The organism is Nodularia sp. LEGE 04288 (assembly GCF_963896525.1).
GTDB lineage: Bacteria > Cyanobacteriota > Cyanobacteriia > Cyanobacteriales > Nostocaceae > Nodularia.
Genome location: NZ_CAWQOY010000101.1, coordinates 1 through 18,340 on the forward strand (window position 1 = coordinate 1; position 18,340 = coordinate 18,340).

Here is an 18,340-nt window from a genome sequence, read left to right on the forward strand (position 1 = left end):
AAGCTGACTTCAACCGTGATCTCAACACAGATATTCTCTGGCGACATAGCAATGGACAGGTTCATGCTTGGTTGATGAACGGGACACAAGTCTTTAACCGACTGGATTTAGAATCTCCCGGTCTTGAATGGCAAATTCAAGGAACTGGTGACTTCAACCGTGATGGCAACACAGATATTCTCTGGCGACATAGCAATGGACAGGTTCATGCTTGGTTGATGAACGGGACACAAGTCTTTAACCGACTGGATTTAGAATCTCCCGGTCTTGAATGGCAAATTCAAGGAACTGGTGACTTCAACCGTGATGGCAACACAGATATTCTCTGGCGACATAGAAATGGACAGGTTCATTCTTGGTTAATGACCGGAACACAAGTATTTAACAGAGTGGATTTAGAATCTCCCGGTCTTGAGTGGCAAATTCAAGGAACTGGTGACTTCAACCGTGATGGCAACACAGATATTCTCTGGCGACATAGAAATGGACAGGTTCATGCTTGGTTAATGAACGGGACACAAGTATTTAACAGAGTGGATTTAGAATCTCCCGGTCTTGAGTGGCAAATTCAAGGAACTGGTGACTTCAACCGTGATGGCAACACAGATATTCTCTGGCGACATAGAAATGGACAGGTTCATTCTTGGTTAATGACCGGAACACAAGTCTTTGACCGAGTGGATTTAGAATCTCCCGGTCTTGAGTGGCAAATTCAAGGCAAAAATGGTTACTATAGCGACCTTTTCTTATTAATAGATAATGACTGGAACTATCAAAGTCGTGACAATTTATTTTTTGACGGTAAAACAGAAAACGGTGAGAGCCTAGCATCTGTCAAGCAGGTTTACTCTGATCTCTCAAATGGCATTTTCGGTTCTTACAAGAGGATGACTGCTGGATACTTTGATACTACTAATTACAGCGGAACACATTATGGTATTGATATGGCTGGACTTGCTAGTGATACAGTAAAAACAGTTGTTAGTGGTAATACTAGGATAATTCAGTCTACTCCTGGTAATTTCTTTATTGGTATTGAAGGTGATGATGGTAATCTTTGGATTTATGGGCATTTAGAAAATTACTCTGTGGGCATTGGTCAGCGTGTAGAAGCTGGAACTATAATTGGTACAGTTTTTGATGGTGCATACTTAGGTTCATACTGGATGCCCCAACACTTACACTTAGAAGTTCATAAAGGTCATACCTACGATCGCACTAAAACCATGAGTCCTCTTCAAGCTTATTGGAAACTGAGAAACAGATAAATAATTTTGTCTGGGTTTCAAACACCTGAATCCTTACGTATTTTCTTTATCATCAAAGGCTTTTATCTAAATGTATCTTAGTGGCGTGGCAAGCTTAAAATGTTGCAATAGATTTTTGAGACAATTGAGATAAATCAATGTTTTCTGCTTTTTCTCTAATGCACTACTTTAACTTTGCCACGACAGTAGGGTAAATTTTAACCTTTAATGATAATTGGATTCGATAAGCTATCGCTTGTATCCTGGGCAACCTTACACCACCGCTATTTTGTTGTAAAGTATTAACAATATTCTGCAAAGCAGTTTCAAAATTTCTTGTTCTTTAATAAACAAATACAGGCACTCTTTTATAAGCAGGTGTACCAGAAAGCTTGTCAATTTTTGCTTTAAAAATTACGTTGACTTCAGGGTAAAACATCATTGCTGCACCTGCGCGAATGTCTCCGCAAATGATTTCTACATTTTCTAATTTACCTGCGTCACCTTGCACTGTAACTCGTTGATGTTCCTTAAAACCTGCTGTTTCTATATCTTGAACATTCATCAAAATACAGTTACGGTGAGGCATTCCACGATAATAATCCCCATCTTTATAAACCACAGTATTATGCTGGGAATAACTTCTTCCTGTTCCCAAAATTAATACAATTCCTGGGGTTGATTCTGTAAAACCAAAATCTGTTTTGCTGGGTAAATTTAACTTTGGTAAAGCAGTCACAAACATCTTGGCTTTACCTGTTGATGTGGCAAACTTTGGTGTATCCAAAATCCTACCAGCAATGATAAATTCTTCGCCCGTCTGATCAATTTCGGCAATTTTTTTGTAACCGGGAATGGTTTTTGCAATCAGTTCGCGGATGTATTTGGGGTCTTGAAGTTTGCGCCAATTTATCGGCGTATCTCCTAAAACTCTATGGGCAATTTCTACAATCAATTCTATTTCAGAAATCAAATCAGCAGTCTTTAAATGGGTTTTTCCCTCATCATTGAGGCGGACAAAATTATTACCCGATTCGGTGGTGGTTTTGTGGGGATTTTCAAAGCGCGTAAATACGGGCAGAATAATTGTATTGTGCTGGGCTAAACCGTGAAAATGTCCGAGATTGGGTTTAGTGGCGACATAAAAAATAGTGGCAATTTTTCCCAAGGCGCGTTTTGCTTGGTTTAAATCTGGGTTGGCTGCGTAGAGATTTCCCCCCAGACAAATCAATGTGTTAACTTCTCCCCTCTCCGCAGCTGTAATTAATGCCCTGGTATCGTAGCCAGGAACGCGACTCAGAGGACGTTGCAGGAGTTTTTCTAAAGCTTGCTGAATTTTCTTTTTTAAGTTGATGGTGACACCCATAGAACCAAATCCTTGGACGTTTGAGTGTCCGCGAATCGGCATTGTACCTGCACCGGGTTTGCCGACGTTGCCTGTTAACAGGGCTGTATTGGCAATACTATGAATGTTATCAACACCATTTTCTTGTTGCGTGACTCCCATCGCCCAAGCAAATACTACGCCTGTAGATGTGCCAATTATTCGGGCGGCGGCGATGATTTCGGCTTCGGAAATACCACAAGTTGCAGTGATGGTTTCCCAAGGGATAGTTTGGGCATTTTGAATAATGTTTTCCCAGTCTTCGGTATAGGCTTTGAGAAAATCTGGTTTAATTAAATTTTCGGCAATTAATGCTTTTTGAATCCCGACAAATAAAGCTACATCACTACCGGGTATTGGTTGCAGGTACAGTGAGGAGATTTCGGAACCGCCAGCTAGTAAGGATTTGATGGGATAGGCTGGGGAGGAGAATTTGACTAAACCAACTTCTACTGTGGGGTTGACAATGATTACTTTACCGCCCCTTTCCCGTAATTTGATTAATTCATTCATTAACCGGGGATGGTTGGCTGGGGCGTTGGAACCTATTAAAACTATACAATCGGCTTGTTTGAAACTTTCTAAACTTACCGTGGAAGTCCCAGAACCAAACATTTGATTTAATCCGACGGTGGAAGCTGCATGACACAAGTCTGAACAGTCGGCGAGGTTATTGGAATCAAGCGATCGCATCATCAACTGTAACAAAAATGCCGCTTCATTCGATGATCTCCCGGAACTGTAAGAAGCTAATTTCTGTGGTGGTTTTTGAAATGCTGTCTGGGCAATTTGATAAACTTCTTCCCAGGAAATGCGCTCATAGTGGGAACTCCCGGCACGTAAAATTAAAGGATGACTTAACCTACCTAAGTTATTCGCTGCTTGGGAATTTAATTGTTGTAATTGCCATAAATTATACTGCGTTTCAAAGGTAGTTGCGGCTTGTAATTCCGAGGCGATCGCTTCTACACTTTTCGCGCAGCGTTGTAAAACTTCCCCATCTTCATTGACAAAACCGCCCTTTTGTCCACCTGTTCCCCACGCGCAGGAAAGACAAGCACTTTTGTGAAATAACTTCTGCCAAACCTGGACACCATCAGCAGATATGGTTTTTTCTGCCCAGTATTTAATCACAGGCATTCCGCCACCGACATCTGGTGTTTTCTCAGCACTCATGACTTCACCTGCAAACAACAACCATTGCCTACGATGATAGGTAAAAAAATCAGGCAGATTTTGGGTGTTGATAGCCATAGACTGCAACACCCAAGCTCAAATCTCATGATTAATTTGCGACTTCGGCGATTTCAATCACGCGCCCTTCATAGTCCTTCACCAAAAAATTGAGCGGCTTTTGGTTGCGAATCTTGAATTTCAAACCGCGCATTTCCACTCGTAATAAAATCAGATCCAAGCAGTCACGGTCAAAACAAACATGACGTTGCTGATTTTTATTACCCAAACTCGCCCCTGTAATGACGTGCAACTGGGTATTTTTTTTCATTTGATACCACAACCCATCGTTAGCATTATTCATTACCTTGCTAGACCAACTGGGGCTGGTAGACATATAAAGTGGATCAATGCCAGTAGCGCCTAAAGTTTGTTCGTAGTTGTAGTAGTAGTGCAAAGGTACTTCGGCGGCTGGCAAATCTAGCAGCCCTTCATACAACTGTCGGGCAATTTCCAAGTCAGAAACCATCACTGTGTGGACTTTGGGCGCACTGGTGAGGAACATCCACATAGCGCCAGCATAAGCCGCCAGCAAGATCACCATAATCCCTTGGGTGGAGAATAAGCTATCCAAGGGCAGGGAAGACAAAAAAGAGCCTGAAGTCAGAGGGGCGAATAAGAAAGGCATCACATTAGCTGCTATAACCATGAACAAACCAAAAGATTATATAAGGGAGAACTTTTATTATTGTCGATGTTCTTAGTTTATCAATACTAAAGTAGTCTGAGTTTGAGCAACGAACAGATTACAGCCTGGATTGTATGCAGATAAGCGCACGATTGTCATTGTAAATACTATTTTAACTACGATTCACTCCCCAGCTATGCAAATTCCCCATTTTCCCGAAGCCAATCACCCTTTAGTGAAATCGCTGTTTCATCACAATGATCAAGAACTGCTGAAACTATTTCAGAGTTATCCCGATGCTGGCAAGTATTTTACGGTGATTTTTTGCCGTTATAGCCCCATAGTCTACACCTTGATTCAGCATTCAGCGCGATCGCCTGTGCAGGCAGATTATTTGTTCGCCCTGACTTGGAAACATATCTACTACGAACTCGGTGGACTGAATTTAGCTGATTCTTCATCCAGCCCCGAAGCTTTAACTTTGCAAAATTGGCTGATTAATATCACCGCTTACTGTATCAACGAGATTCAACTACCGCCAACCGAAGCCATTCATTATTCCCTTTCAGCCACTTCCCCACCGCTATGGTGCTATGTAGAACAGGCTTTAGACCAACTACCACCGATTTTGCGGCTAATGGTTTTAATGGCTCAAACTTTCCACTGGAGTGAAACGAGAATTGCGGCTTACCTGCAAGCCGAAGGAGAAAAAATATCGCCTCTCGAAGTAGCCAATTTTCTCCAGGAAGGCTATTCTATGCTAGAGGATAAATTACCCAAAGATATCCGCATCATCTACTTGGGCGAAGATTCTGTGCAATCATAGCCTAAATATAAATACGTAAACTGCTAGTTTTCATTTGAGAAAATTAATTTAGTTTCCCAAACCTTCTACTGAAAGCCACAATTGTATCGGTAAATTTTATGAAACAACGGCATTTGTTATCAGGGTGTTATGTTTTAATTTTTATGGGTTTACTGAGTCCTACAGTGGCGCGTGGTGCTGAGATTACGCAACAACTCCACAGCCCTGTGAGTAGTTCCAGTTGGCGACAATCTAGAGAAGAAGCAGATACATTACTGCGGATCGCTGAAGAACAATATGATTCGGGATTTATTGATAAAGCCGTGACATCCAGTTTAGAAGCATTGGAGATTTATCACGCAATTGGCGATCTCCAGGCCCAAGGACTGACATATGATTTACTGGGAATGTCTTATATCCAGCTAAATCGCCTCAAAGAAGGGGAAAATGTCTTGCGCCGACGTTTAGCGATCGCTCGTGATACAAAAGACTTTCAATCTCAAATTTTTGGCTTAAATAATATCAGCACCTTGTTACTGCAAAAAGGTGAACCCATAGCCGCAGGTAAAACCCTCGAAGAAGCCTTGACAATTGCTCGTCATATCAAAAATATTGAAGGCGAAGGACTATCTTTAAGTAATTTGGGATTGGTAGCCATCAGGCTGGGAGAGTATAACAAAGCCATTAAACTCTATGAAACCGCCCTAAATTTCCGCCGTCAAATCGGTGATCCCGTCGGTGAAGCCAATACTCTGAATAATTTAGGTGATGCCTACTTAGAAGCCAGAAATTATCCGGATACAATTGGCACTTATGGAGCAGCAATGCGAATCGCTGAAGCTAATGGCGATCGCACTAATCAACTACGAGCAATTGACGGTTTAGTATTAGCGCACAGCGCTGTCGGACGTTATCAGCGCGCCTTTGATTTACTAGAACAACGTTTAACAATCGCTCAGGAATTACAAAATCTCCGAGAAGAATTGAAATCATTTGAATCTTATGCTCACTTATACGAGCAGCTGAGTGATTACTCCACAGCACGTAACTTTTATGAACGGGCGATTATCCTAGCACAAACCCTAGCAGATAGCAAACAGGAAGTGCAATTAATTGATCGATTGACTCAAATGCTGAAGCGGTAACTCGTCAGTCCAAAACCTGTGGTAACACCTTCTCAAGATTCAACCTACTACCATGCTGACTCCGCATTCAACAGAACCTGCCATTTCCTTACTAGGTCAACCACTCCACCAAGAAAATATCAATCTCAAACTGATTGTAGAAGGGATTGCATCCCAAGTTGGTGAAGCTTTCTTCCAAGCTTGCGCCCATTACTTGGCTGAAGTACTGCAAATTCAGTATGCATTGATTGCAGAGTTTATTGATGAAGATTCTCCACGAGCTAGAGTTTTGGCTTTTTGGACAGGCGAAGACTTTGGCCCCAATTTTGAATATGATTTGAGTGGTACTCCTTGTGGTATTGTTTATCAACAAGGTATCCAGATTTACTCCAACTGTATCCAACAAAAGTTTCCGGAGGACTCGGATTTAGTCACCTTAAATGCCGAAAGCTATCTAGGAATTGCGATTTTAGCTCCTGATGGTAAGCCTCTAGGTCATATTGCTGGCTTGCATACCAAACCGTTAGAAGGCAATTACGAAGCACAAGAGTCTATCTTAAAAATCTTTGCAGCTCGTTCAGCCGCAGAAATTGAGCGTCAATTGGCAGACAAAGCACTTAAACAGCAAAATATTTATTTAGAACAAACCCTTAAACAGTTGCAAACCACCCAAGCTCAACTGATTCAGTCAGAAAAAATGTCTAGTTTGGGTCATCTGGTGGCAGGTATTGCACATGAAATAAATAATCCCATTGGTTTCATTTATAGCAATATTACCCATACAAAAGAAGCTATCCATATCCTGCTAGAACTGATTACGGCATATCAATTAGAACATCCCCATCCATCTAGTAGTCTGCAAACCAAAATTCAAGCGGCTGACTTGGAATTTCTCAAAGAAGATGTTTCCAAAATGCTCAATTCTATGCAAGCAGGAAGCCATCGCATTCATGATATTGTCTTAAGTTTACGCAATTTTTCTCGGCTTGATGAATCAAGCAAGAAATCCGTACATCTCCATGAAGGAATAGAAAGTACTTTGCTAATTTTGCAACATCGATTGCAAGCTAATAATTTATTCCCAGAAATTCAGGTCATTAAAAGATATGGGCTAATTCCCAAAGTCAATTGCTATGCCAGCCAGATCAATCAGGTATTTATGAATATTTTGAATAATGCCATTGATGTTTTTAGGGCTGACTGCAATACCATTTCCCAGCCAATCATTGAAATTAAAACAGAGTTAGTTTCTCCGGGAGATGTAGTCAAAATTTCAATTATTGATAATGGCATCGGTATCAATCAAGGCACTTTATCTCAAATTTTTGATCCTTTTTTCACTACTAAACCCGTTGGTTCTGGTACTGGTTTAGGACTTGCTATCAGCTATCAAATTATAGTTGAGCAGCATGGTGGAAAATTAAATTGTATTTCTGCCCCAGGAAAAGGCGCGAAATTTGTCATGGAAATACCTATTTAATTTATAACCAAATTTTTCTTTCTTCTCCTCTTGCTGGGGGTGGGGTTCTAATTCAAGAACACTGTACCGTCCTCTTGAATCCGCACAGTATTTTTGTCCGCCTGTACATCAGTTGTGGCGTTAAATCTCAGTTCAATTGTTCCTGTTTCCATAGAAGGTTGGGGAGTCACCTGAAGCAATCCGCCATCTCCACGGAAAAATGTCACAGTTACTGGTGCGTTTAAATCACGCAGCATCGTGTCTGATCTCCCCTCAATCGATCGCGCCGGTGTATCGCCAATTACCTCATAAGTGACTTCAGCCCCAGAGTCATTGACCAAGCGGATATTTACCCTACCATTAGCGAGAGCAATCTTGGTGCTGGGTGGTTGTTGTGCTTCTGGTAAGGGTGGTTGAATTGCGGTAACTGGTGGACGCGCCGGGACAGTTTGGCTGGGAGGAATCCCCTGTGCTTGCAGTTGTTGTGTGAGTGCATTGGGAGGACATCCCTGTGGTACGACATTTTGAGTATTAAACGGTTCTTCATAGTAAATACCAGGACAGCGATTAAGTCCGGGGGGGGCTGAATCTGGTGTTTCACCGCCAACACCTAAAGGTATCTGATTAGGTACGGAGGTAGCCGGGGCGGTAGGAGGTGGAAGCAGCCCTTGCGCCGCTAATTTTTGCGTTAATGCATTGGGAGGACATCCCTGTGGCACTAAAATCCGGTTGTTGTGTGGTTCTTCGTAGTAAATACTGGGACAAGGATTTATTTGGGAAGTCGGTTGTTGTGCTACTACCCTTTGAACAATTGCTGGCGTACTAATTAGTATTCCGCCGCAAATCGCGCTGAATAATCCAGCATACTTGCGAACCTTTTGGGTATTTCTATTCATAATTAACTCCTAAGAAATCTCTACTTTTCTTGCCTGAAAAACTTCTAAATAGCTTTAAATTAGGTAACAAAACCCTAAGAAATGACATAATAATTTTTTAATCACCAAAAATAGGTGCATAAAATTCATGAATAATTTAAATTTATCAATTAACTCTAGTTGTTTAATCTAACTATAGGAACGAAATAAAAATAAAATCAGACCAGTATTTCAATCTCAAGGATGAGGTGATTAAATAGTTAATAATTAGTTTATAGAGAAATAATTAGGCAAATATCATATAGGGGACTTCCGATAGCGATCGCTACTACAGAAACAAAGTCTACGCAGGTGCAATTGATCAAATAACCCGCGTAGGCGGGTTTTGTTTGTGTAGCCGCGTAGGCATCTTTATCATCGCCAGGGCTAATATTTTAAGCTTCTTCCCAGAGTTGGCGGACTTTATCTGGTAACCAGCTAGCAATTTCCTGAATGCGTTCCGGTGATAATTCGTCTTTAGTGGCAGAAAATATGGCTTTTACCACCTGTTCACGGTCTGCATTGGGTGGCATTCCACCTTCATTTGCTACTCTAAATAAAAAGCGATCGCTATCAATCTTAAAGATACCAGGTCCTTGCCAAGGTGGACGTACCCGACTGAGAAATCCGACAATCGGATTGGTATCATGCCACAAATCGGCAATTTCCAGTTGTAACGATTTATCATTGGTAGATTCAACTGGTTTGTGTAGTTCATCTTCTACTCGATCGGCTGCGGCTGTGGTCATCAGGTCACGCATTACCCGGTAGACTACTTCTGTAATGTCCCTAGCGTCGAAAACATCGCTTAAACCACTTTTTAACATCACCTTTTCCAAAAAAGGCATATCTTTCGTAGCAATGGGAACTGATGAACCTGCGTTTAAAGATACAGGAGGATTCGCCTCCAGTTTCTTGAGCATTTTCTCACCTTTCTCTGTCAATTCTGCCTTTTTAAAGGTAATCAAGTGCGGTAATACTCCATCCGCGCCCTGATTATGGGCTATATCTTCGGGATTAATGAAATCAGGAACATTATTGGCATAAGGATTACCCGTAAACTCAGCATTAATATAATCCTGTCGATTCAAATAATCTAAATGTCCTAAAAATTCTGCGGGTGTTAATTCGCGACTGGCTAAATCAGCCTCATTAAATCTCACCTCGTGCATTCCTTGTCCGGTATCATTAATTTTTTTCAGCAAAATATAAGCAACATCTTTTCTGATACTAATTGGCATATAAACCTCCCAGATTTTTTTACGCAAGTATTGAGCTATAGGACTACTATTTGATTTTTGAACAGACACTTAGGGTGTGTTAGCGGTAGCGTAACGCACCAAAACTTTAATAATGGTGCGTTACGGACTTCATCCTAACGCACCCTAAAATACTTAATTTTTTCATAAATCAAACCGGATTCCTATATGCTAAAACTAACAGTTGATATAACTACCCAATGAATTATCAAAAATAGCAATATTACACTGTGAGCAAAAATTTCTAGCGATGTCTTCGACGACATAAATCGCAGCTATACAAACCCAACCTACCTGCACAGTTTGCATGAAGTTTTCGGAGAAACTTAGTTTGTTTAGTCCTAGAGTTTTAATCTCAAAAGAAATCTTTTACAAGCGTTATTAAATAAACATAGTAGATAAACTGATAGTTTTTCATCTATCACAAGAAACAAAGGTTGAAAGTAAATTTAATACTCCAGAGTGATTGGTAAAGTCACAGTAAAAGTTGTACCTTTGCCAATATTGCTTTCCACTTGTAGCTGACCTTGGTGATGTTCGACAATCGCGGATGCGATCGCCAGTCCTAATCCTGAACCTGTAGAACTTTCTGTATTTGTCTTTGCTGTCTTATGGGTACGTGCTGGATCTACCCGATAAAAGCGGTCAAATAAGCGAGGTAAAGCTTCGGCGGGAATACCAATCCCGGTATCGCTAACTTGAATTTGCAACAAAGCTGTGCTGTAACGAATTTTAGAAACGCGATGACTTCCCTCTAAACGCGTCAATTGTACATACACCTCTCCCTCGGCTGGGGTATATTGTAAAGCATTACCAATCAAATTCGTGAACAGCCGGATCAGTTGATCCCATTTACCTTGAAGTGTAAACCAATTGTCTAATAATTCGGGGCTAGTTTCCGAAGTGGGAGGATCAACCAAGTCCAGAGTTAAAGTAATTTTTTTTTCTTTGGCTAATAGTTGTTGTTCTTCAACTACTTCCATTAGCAAAGCGTCCAAAGGACAAGATGAAAACACATCTTTGCTGATTCCACTATCCTGTCTTGCTAAGAACAATAAATCATTAACTAGCTTACCCAAGCGCTGGGTTAGCCGTTCCACTACCTTTAATTGTTGGCGATAGTTGACAGAAGTAGTAGCTTGTGTATCTGCCAATTCCAAATCAGCCAGTGCAACTTGCACATTAGTTTGAATCAAAGTAATGGGGCTTCGGAGTTCGTGAGAAGCATCAGCCGTAAATTGTTTCAGTCGTTGGTAAGATTCACCGACAGGTTCCATCGCTTTCCCGGAAAGAAACCAGCCACTGGCGGCGACAGACAACACCATAAACCAAGTACCTAATGCCAAATCAATGATTAACTGGCGACTAGGTTTAGTCACTTCAAACCAGGGATGACTAACACGCAGATATCCTAATACTTGCCGTCCCACTTCCACTCGCTGGGTAACTTGTCGCAGTAAAAGAGGGGAGTGGGGAGTGGGGAGTGGGGAGTCGGGAGTTTCTGGTTTTAAGACGCGGACGGTTTCACCGAGACGGTTACCATGAATGGGAATATTTAGAGGTTCCGATAAGGTTGACCAAAGTAATTTGCCATTGGAACTAAACCATTCCAGGTCAATGTGGTCATCTTCTACGGTGCTGGTATTGTCGCGAAAACTGGCTTCTACATTAATCCGCAGTTGTTCCACATCCCCATTCACGGGTTCAATCACAAGCGATCGCTCGACAATTTCCACTACATGATTAAGCGTATCATCAACGCGCTCAATTAAGGTACTGCGGACATATAAATATACACCACTGGCAAATAGCAAAAGTAATACCGCAGTTACGGCAGTGTACCAGATAGCAAGACGGCGGCGAGTAGCTTGAAACATTGGGCAATGCAAAGAAATTCTGTGGTTATTCTTCTTGGATGTTAAATTATGGTTGAGGCAAATACTTCTACGACAATCGTGAATATAGCGACTGAAATCGTATTTTTATATGTTTCCCTCAAGACCTATTTAATTTAATATATGTATTGTCCCCCAGCTGTACTAGCTCATCTGGCTACCCTGAGATCGTCATGCCGAAATCAAAGAAGAATGCCAATCCCATTGATTTAAACGATCCACAATATTACCTTAACCGCGAGTTAAGCTGGTTAGAATTTAACAGTCGCGTACTGCACGAAGCCTGTGACCCCCGGACACTGCTTTTAGAACGATTAAAATTTTTGGCCATTTTTAGCGCCAATTTAGATGAATTTTTCATGGTGCGAATTGCAGCTTTAAAGCAACAAGTAGAAGCGAAAGTTGCCCAGTTAACTCCTGATGGTCGCACACCACAACAACAGCTAGACGATATTAGATCAACCCTCAGTCCCCTGTTTAACAAACAGCACCAAGAATTTGAAGAAGTCCTACAACCTCTTTTAGCCAGTCATCGTATCCACATACTGGACTATATTAATTTAAATCAAAAACAACGGACTTATTTAGATAACTACTTTGAAGAACAAATCTTTCCGGTTCTGACTCCCTTAGCCGTTGACCCTAGCCATCCCTTTCCCTTCATTTCCAATCTCAGCTTAAATTTGGCAGTTGTGGTCAAAAATCCAGATACCGAAGAAGAATTTTTTGCGCGGGTGAAAGTCCCCAGTGTGCTACCGCGATTTTTGCCTTTACCGCCAGAGTTAGGAATTTCCGAAACCGGACAAACTGCCCACTGGACTGGTGTACCTTTAGAACAGGCGATCGCTCATAACCTGGAGTTTCTATTTCCAGGCATGAACATCCAAGAATATCATCCCTTCCGGATTACCCGTGATGCTGATCTCGCCCTAGAAGAAGATGAAGCAGATGATTTGCTCTTAGCCATTGAACAAGAACTACGCAAACGGCGCATGGGTGGGACCACCGTCAGACTAGAAATTAAATCCCACACCCCTGATCCGATACGTTCTCGGTTGTTGCAAGATTTGGACTTAACCGAAAATGATGTTTATGAAGTAGATGGTCTTTTAGGACTCCGGGACTTAATGTATTTTATGGCCTTGCCATTACCCGAACTCAAAGAACCACCACGTCAGTCAGTAGTCCCTTCGCGTCTGCAAAGGTTGAGAGAACCAAGTTTAAGCCCCGATGCTTCGGAATTAGAAGAAGGTCAAGACTTTTTCGCAGTGATTCGGGAAAAAGATTTGTTGGTACACCATCCCTATCAATCCTTTTCCGCAACAGTGGTGCGCTTCATCACCCATGCAGCCCATGACCCGAATGTCTTAGCGATTAAAATGACCCTTTACCGCACTTCTGGGGACTCGCCCATAGTCAAAGCCCTGATTGCGGCCGCCGAAAATGGCAAGCAAGTGTCAGTATTAGTAGAATTAAAAGCGCGCTTTGATGAAGAAAATAATATTTATTGGGCGCGGAGTTTAGAAAGAGTTGGCGTTCACGTTGTCTATGGTTTAGTAGGGCTAAAAACCCATTGCAAAACCGTCATGGTCGTGCGACGAGAAAAAGACCGGATGCGCCGCTATGTACATATAGGGACTGGTAACTATAATCCGAAAACAGCGCGGTTGTATACAGATTTGGGATTGTTTAGCTGTCGTGAAGAATTGGGTGCGGATATTACAGATTTATTTAATTTTTTAACAGGCTATTCTCGGCAAAAATCTTATCGAGATGTGCTAGTCGCACCTGTGAATATGCGCGATCGCTTTTTGGCATTAATTCATCGTGAAATAGAAAATGTCCAAAATGGTTTTTCCGGGCGCATTGTTGCCAAAATGAATTCCCTTGTAGATCCCCAAATTATCGCCACTTTATACGAAGCATCTCGCGCCGGAGTCCAAATTGATCTGATTATTCGCGGTATTTGCTGTTTGCGTCCAGGACTCAAAGACATCAGTGAAAATATTCGTGTTATTAGCATTATTGGTCGCTTCTTAGAACATTCTCGCATTTATTATTTCCATAACAATGGACAAGAAGAAATTTATATTGGCAGTGCTGATTGGATGCGTCGCAACTTAAATCGCCGAGTTGAAGTAATTACCCCCATCAAAGACCAAGATATTGCCAAAGATTTGCAAGAAATTTTGGGAATTATGTTAGCAGATAATCGTCAAGCCTGGGAATTACAAGCTGATGGTAGTTATATCCAACGCCGTCCTGGTGATAGCTTGAGTGGCGAAGCCGTAGATTGTCCCGAAACTAATTCACAAAAAACTTTGATAAATATGGCCTTACGTTCAACTGGTATAGCCTCAAACTTGATTGATTCCAAAAAGAGTTACTACTACACAGACAAATAGCTAAATTAAGTTTTTGTCAGCAAAACTTGATTTTTCGCAGCCTTTTGACTCAATTACTCTGGGGAAAGACAATTTATTCAACCATAAGATAGAGTGCTTTTTTGTGCGTCTGACCGTAAACTATAGGGGTTATTGTATCTATTTTTATTTCCTTAAATGTTAATGCTTTCTTGTAAATCTACGACTTTGCGTGTTCTCGTGGTTGATGATCACGAACTGACACGTTTAACTCTAAAATTAGCTTTTTCTGCTCAAGAAAATCTCCAAGTAGTCGGGTTAGCCTGCAATGGTCAAGAGGCTATAGAAATGGTTAAAAACTGCCAACCTGATGTCATTGTTCTAGATTTACAAATGCCAGTTATGGATGGTTGGAGTGCTTCTCGTCATATCAAAGCCCTATCTCCCAATACTCAAATACTGGCTTATTCCTCAGTGGAAGATGCGAATTTTTTGGGAGCTAAAGCCATGCCTAATTTTGACGATGTTTGCCAGAAAGATGTCCCCACAACTCAACTCATTGCTTTAGTCAAGAAGTTAGGAGAACGTGCCGTCAATGGTTAAATAACAATAGATCATGCTGCAAAATTAGTGGCAGATTAGCCCAGGCTGCTTTCCACTGGACAACTGGAAAATATCTCTAGACAAACAGCGCCAGTTTAACCGCTCACTCAGGGTTGTACTAGCGCTATTGCGTTGATTATTTGGCTAAATTGAGCCTAATTATGATCTGTTTCGGGAATAGTCCGTTTAAATTCATCAATTAAATCATCCATTTCTTCCAAAGCCTGGTTGACATCAATTCTCAAAGTTCCCAAATTTGGCTGCTCCAAGAGGCTTAACAGGTACTCGCGTTTGCTTTGAACTACGGCAATTCGTTCTTTTATAGTCTGTAAATCCATAATTTTTTTCCAGTTTTGAAATAGCTTCAAATTTAAAGTTAACCCAAAATTCAGTAGAGGCGCGATTAATCGTGTCACTACATGGGGAATGGGGATTCTGTCCAGAATCAAGAATAATTCCACCAACCGATGGTTCTGGGTGAGGAACTCTTCCTTACAGCGATTTTCAGGTAAATGAACCACACTTTAAAATCTCACGCAAAGGCGCAAAGACGCAAAGGAAGAAGGAAATACATCAACAATAGTGTGGTCTAAATCCGTGAAAACTGCTGTAACTTGTGTCCAATAACCGATGATAATAAAACTAAGATGTTAAGAATTTATAAAATCTTCCGCTCATGTTACGTAAAATTTCTTTGGGGACTATCGGTTTAAGCATCGGCGGTATATTAATCATTGTTGGTTTCGTCGCCTACGCTGCTGATAACGCCACACTTAACCTTGTAGGGTTTTTCTATGGGTTTCCTCTATTCCTGGGAGGACTGGCGCTCAAAGCCAATGAAATTCTGCCCATACCCTTTAGCCAAGAGACAACGCCATCAATATTACTCTTACGGGAGCAGCAAGCAACTGTCACTCAAAATAAAATCCGCAAGGACATCACCCGATACTGCTACGGTCAAGAAGCTCATTTAGATGAAGCTCTGAATTATCTGGGTCTAAGTCCCACAGATGAAGACCGCCCAGTCGTCACTGGTTTACGAGAAACGGAAATTAATGGGGCTTATGCCTTAATTTTAGAATTTGATTCGCCGTTCATTTCATTTGATGCTTGGCAGGAAAAACAGGAGAAAATGACCAGGTATTTTGGCCCTGGAGTAGATATTAAAATTACAGAAGTTGGGGAAGATATGATTGAATTAACAATCGTTACTCAACCAGAAGTAAATAATTAAAGGCTTGTAGGGACAATTCATTTGACACTCCCCAGCGTGAACGCACGGGGATTCTAGTTTCACAGTTGTTGCTTGCCTTTGCAGGTCTTTCGACCAACAGAAGTAGAGGCTACAACTCCACTAGCGTTACTTTGGGGATGCCCTCCCCTAGCGTTTGCACGACTTAAAATTACTTTGGCTGCATTCACATCGCGTTGCTCAGTGTACCCGCAGTGTGGACAAGAGTGAGTCCTGGTGCTAAGGGATTTTTGAACTCTAGCACCACAATTACTGCATTCAAGGCTTGTGAAGTGTGGTGGGACAGCAATTATTTGCCGTCCAAACTTCTCTCCAAAGTATTCGAGCCACTGGCGGAAGTTATACCAAGAAGCATCAGAAATGCTCTTAGCAAGCCTGTGGTTTCTCACCAAGCCGGAAACATTTAAATCTTCCAAGACCACCTTAGCGTTAGCTAGGCATAAGTTACGCGCCAGTCCCTTGGCGTGTTCTTCCCTTTGTCGAGTTACTTTTAAATGCTTACGGGCATAAACACCACGAGCCTTACTTCTGCCAGATGACCCTTTCTGATTTTTGTAAATATGACGTTGAACCCGTTTGATATCTTTCTCAGCTTTGCGTAAATATCGCGGGTTTTCTTCATGTTTGCCGTTGCTATCAGAGTAGAAATACTCCAATCCTACATCGATACCAATTTCAGACGTAGTTGATGGAGCTTCTTGCTGATGATCAATTTTGACGCAGAACTGCACGTAATATCCATCAGCACGACGCACAATCCGAACTCGCTTAATTAATTCGATTGGGTAGGCATGAATATCCCATTTGCCCAATAATTTGAGTTCACCAATACTTTTTTTATCGGTAAATGTTATCCGTCGTTTCGATGGGTGCAACTTCCATCCAGATACTTTATATTCAACCGAACGACTATGTTTTTTGAACCGGGGATAACCTTTCTTACCCAGTTTTTTGGTTTTACAGTTATCAAAGAATCGGTTAATAGCACGTTCTACATTTTCTACTGATGATTGGCAAGCATGACTGTTTAAATTCTTCACAAATCCAAATTCTGCGCGTAGCTGAGTGTTGTACTGGTACAGTTCTTTTTTGCCAACACCGCGATTATCTATCCAATAACGTAACACCTTATTACGCACAAACCGACTTGTCCTGATCGCTTCGTTTATAGCTTTGACTTGGTTGGATTTAACCACTGCCTTGTACTCTAGTACCAACACCCTTGAATCACCTCCTTTAATTTGCTAATATTTATTTAGTATATACACAATATCTAAATATGACAACCAGGAAGAGGCTAAGAAATGTGCCAGTTTTGCACAGTGAAGTGAAACAAAGACATCAAATAGTAGTAACGCCCACTGCCTGGGGAACTATGAAAAAAGAAGCAGACAGCAGAGGTATTAGTGTTAGCGAATTGATAGAAGGATTTGCACGAAGTTTAATCGATAAAAAGCCGTCCTAGAAGGACGGGGCTTGTATCCCATTATTTTCGTCGGTCACAATAGGCTTCCCCTAAAGCCCTGACGGGCATAGCTGCGCTTACCGCGCGCGTCTACTTAGGAGAAGGGTATTGTCCCTACATTCTTTGTCGGAGATATCAATTGTTGATCGAAATGTGGCTGATCGATAGCCTTCCAGGTAAGAGAGACTTGCAAAGCTACTTTTCTAATCGTACTGCGTACCACTGCAAATATTTTCCCGGACCAACATCTAATTCACAACTGGTGTCAATTAAATATTGGGCTTGAGCATTTACAGAATCAAACTTTTGTAAATCTGTGGGCAAATCCTGATTACTGATTTTTTCTAGCACAAGCTTGAGCTTGTTTAATAATTCATCTGCTGTGAGAAATTGTTCTGGCTGGTCTGTCTCTAGTACGACAAAATTATCCTGCTGATACATTAGTGAGTCTGGCATTTAAAAAAATTTATGAATAGGTTGTGATTTTCAGACAGAATTGTGCAATGAAATTTTTTGGCTGTTTTTAGGGAAAAATGTTCACTACAGTCTTACTTACTACTGGCTAATATCAGCATTATCTGCCCAGCCAATTCATCTAGATTGGATACTTATAGAATGTTTTAGGTAGTATACTGGTATTCTTCATCAAAAGTTACCTATCTTTTGTCGTAAAAATAAATATTTCTATTTTCAATAATATTTTTTACTT

The 18,340-nt window shown here is 41.2% G+C and carries 15 protein-coding genes; 7 read left to right on the forward strand and 8 right to left on the reverse strand.

Annotation, left to right across the window (positions count from 1 at the left end; genetic code table 11):
* The coding region (locus tag AACX33_RS10000; RefSeq protein ID WP_227789002.1) for an FG-GAP-like repeat-containing protein at positions 1–1,268 on the forward strand (1,268 nt) is incomplete at its 5' end.
* A gap of 322 nt (positions 1,269–1,590) precedes the next feature.
* Here the strand turns inward: AACX33_RS10000 and AACX33_RS10005 are convergent.
* Both AACX33_RS10005 and AACX33_RS10010 read right to left on the reverse strand, forming a co-directional pair.
* On the reverse strand, positions 1,591–3,807 hold the full coding sequence (locus AACX33_RS10005; protein WP_193997548.1) for an FdhF/YdeP family oxidoreductase: 2,217 nt from the start codon (positions 3,805–3,807) through the stop codon (positions 1,591–1,593).
* Positions 3,808–3,916: 109 nt separating this feature from the next.
* Entirely contained in the window at positions 3,917–4,513 is a 597-nt protein-coding gene (locus AACX33_RS10010; protein WP_193997418.1) for a glyoxalase-like domain protein, read from the reverse strand.
* 175 nt (positions 4,514–4,688) lie between these two features.
* On the opposite strand from AACX33_RS10010, the gene AACX33_RS10015 reads away from it, so the two are divergent.
* From AACX33_RS10015 to AACX33_RS10025, 3 genes are all read left to right on the forward strand, one after another.
* On the forward strand, positions 4,689–5,318 hold the full coding sequence (locus AACX33_RS10015; RefSeq protein ID WP_193997547.1) for a sigma-70 family RNA polymerase sigma factor: 630 nt from the start codon (positions 4,689–4,691) through the stop codon (positions 5,316–5,318).
* 98 nt (positions 5,319–5,416) lie between these two features.
* A complete protein-coding gene (locus tag AACX33_RS10020) occupies positions 5,417–6,442 on the forward strand; it encodes a tetratricopeptide repeat protein (RefSeq protein WP_193997417.1) in 1,026 nt (341 codons plus the stop codon).
* 52 nt (positions 6,443–6,494) lie between these two features.
* Complete coding sequence (locus AACX33_RS10025; protein WP_193997416.1) at positions 6,495–7,901, forward strand: GAF domain-containing sensor histidine kinase; 1,407 nt, start codon at positions 6,495–6,497, stop codon at positions 7,899–7,901.
* A 47-nt stretch (positions 7,902–7,948) separates the two neighbouring features.
* Here AACX33_RS10025 and AACX33_RS10030 read toward each other — a convergent pair whose 3' ends face one another.
* From AACX33_RS10030 to AACX33_RS10040, 3 genes are all read right to left on the reverse strand, one after another.
* The gene (locus AACX33_RS10030) at positions 7,949–8,776 is read right to left on the reverse strand and encodes a hypothetical protein (RefSeq protein WP_193997415.1); all 828 of its coding nucleotides are present in this window, start codon (positions 8,774–8,776) and stop codon (positions 7,949–7,951) included.
* A gap of 413 nt (positions 8,777–9,189) precedes the next feature.
* Positions 9,190–9,642 (reverse strand): DUF2267 domain-containing protein, encoded by a 453-nt coding sequence (locus tag AACX33_RS10035; RefSeq protein ID WP_322744518.1) that lies wholly within the window; start codon positions 9,640–9,642, stop codon positions 9,190–9,192.
* 860 nt (positions 9,643–10,502) lie between these two features.
* Positions 10,503–11,930 (reverse strand): sensor histidine kinase, encoded by a 1,428-nt coding sequence (locus AACX33_RS10040; RefSeq protein ID WP_193997413.1) that lies wholly within the window; start codon positions 11,928–11,930, stop codon positions 10,503–10,505.
* Between the two features lie 191 nt (positions 11,931–12,121).
* On the opposite strand from AACX33_RS10040, the gene ppk1 reads away from it, so the two are divergent.
* Positions 12,122–14,353 carry a polyphosphate kinase 1 gene (gene ppk1, locus AACX33_RS10045; protein ID WP_193997412.1) on the forward strand — a complete coding sequence of 744 codons (2,232 nt, stop codon included), beginning with the start codon at positions 12,122–12,124 and terminating at the stop codon, positions 14,351–14,353.
* A gap of 156 nt (positions 14,354–14,509) precedes the next feature.
* The gene (locus AACX33_RS10050; protein ID WP_193997411.1) at positions 14,510–14,914 is read left to right on the forward strand and encodes a response regulator; all 405 of its coding nucleotides are present in this window, start codon (positions 14,510–14,512) and stop codon (positions 14,912–14,914) included.
* Between the two features lie 155 nt (positions 14,915–15,069).
* Here AACX33_RS10050 and AACX33_RS10055 read toward each other — a convergent pair whose 3' ends face one another.
* Positions 15,070–15,252, reverse strand: a complete 183-nt coding sequence (locus AACX33_RS10055) for a hypothetical protein (RefSeq protein ID WP_193997546.1) — start codon at positions 15,250–15,252, stop codon at positions 15,070–15,072.
* Positions 15,253–15,590: 338 nt separating this feature from the next.
* On the opposite strand from AACX33_RS10055, the gene AACX33_RS10060 reads away from it, so the two are divergent.
* Complete coding sequence (locus AACX33_RS10060) at positions 15,591–16,148, forward strand: DUF2854 domain-containing protein (protein WP_193997410.1); 558 nt, start codon at positions 15,591–15,593, stop codon at positions 16,146–16,148.
* A 59-nt stretch (positions 16,149–16,207) separates the two neighbouring features.
* Here AACX33_RS10060 and AACX33_RS10065 read toward each other — a convergent pair whose 3' ends face one another.
* Together AACX33_RS10065 and AACX33_RS10070 are read right to left on the reverse strand one after the other, a co-directional pair.
* Complete coding sequence (locus AACX33_RS10065) at positions 16,208–17,362, reverse strand: RNA-guided endonuclease InsQ/TnpB family protein (protein ID WP_322744516.1); 1,155 nt, start codon at positions 17,360–17,362, stop codon at positions 16,208–16,210.
* 464 nt (positions 17,363–17,826) lie between these two features.
* Positions 17,827–18,087: a chlororespiratory reduction protein 7 gene (locus AACX33_RS10070; protein WP_193997408.1), complete on the reverse strand. Its 261-nt coding sequence runs from the start codon at positions 18,085–18,087 to the stop codon at positions 17,827–17,829.
* Positions 18,088–18,340 lie beyond the last annotated feature (253 nt).

Excerpts from the sequence above, each read along its gene's own strand:
- AACX33_RS10035 (WP_322744518.1), bottom strand. The coding sequence starts at position 9,642 with ATGCCTTTTTTGGAAAAGGTGATGTTAAAAAGTGGTTTAAGCGATGTT.
- AACX33_RS10040 (WP_193997413.1), bottom strand. The coding sequence starts at position 11,930 with ATGTTTCAAGCTACTCGCCGCCGTCTTGCTATCTGGTACACTGCCGTA.
- ppk1 (WP_193997412.1), top strand. The coding sequence starts at position 12,122 with ATGCCGAAATCAAAGAAGAATGCCAATCCCATTGATTTAAACGATCCA.
- AACX33_RS10005 (WP_193997548.1), bottom strand. The coding sequence starts at position 3,807 with ATGAGTGCTGAGAAAACACCAGATGTCGGTGGCGGAATGCCTGTGATT.
- AACX33_RS10070 (WP_193997408.1), bottom strand. The coding sequence starts at position 18,087 with ATGCCAGACTCACTAATGTATCAGCAGGATAATTTTGTCGTACTAGAG.
- AACX33_RS10060 (WP_193997410.1), top strand. The coding sequence starts at position 15,591 with ATGTTACGTAAAATTTCTTTGGGGACTATCGGTTTAAGCATCGGCGGT.
- AACX33_RS10030 (WP_193997415.1), bottom strand. The coding sequence starts at position 8,776 with ATGAATAGAAATACCCAAAAGGTTCGCAAGTATGCTGGATTATTCAGC.
- AACX33_RS10010 (WP_193997418.1), bottom strand. The coding sequence starts at position 4,513 with ATGGTTATAGCAGCTAATGTGATGCCTTTCTTATTCGCCCCTCTGACT.
- AACX33_RS10050 (WP_193997411.1), top strand. The coding sequence starts at position 14,510 with ATGTTAATGCTTTCTTGTAAATCTACGACTTTGCGTGTTCTCGTGGTT.
- AACX33_RS10015 (WP_193997547.1), top strand. The coding sequence starts at position 4,689 with ATGCAAATTCCCCATTTTCCCGAAGCCAATCACCCTTTAGTGAAATCG.
- AACX33_RS10055 (WP_193997546.1), bottom strand. The coding sequence starts at position 15,252 with ATGGATTTACAGACTATAAAAGAACGAATTGCCGTAGTTCAAAGCAAA.
- AACX33_RS10025 (WP_193997416.1), top strand. The coding sequence starts at position 6,495 with ATGCTGACTCCGCATTCAACAGAACCTGCCATTTCCTTACTAGGTCAA.
- AACX33_RS10020 (WP_193997417.1), top strand. The coding sequence starts at position 5,417 with ATGAAACAACGGCATTTGTTATCAGGGTGTTATGTTTTAATTTTTATG.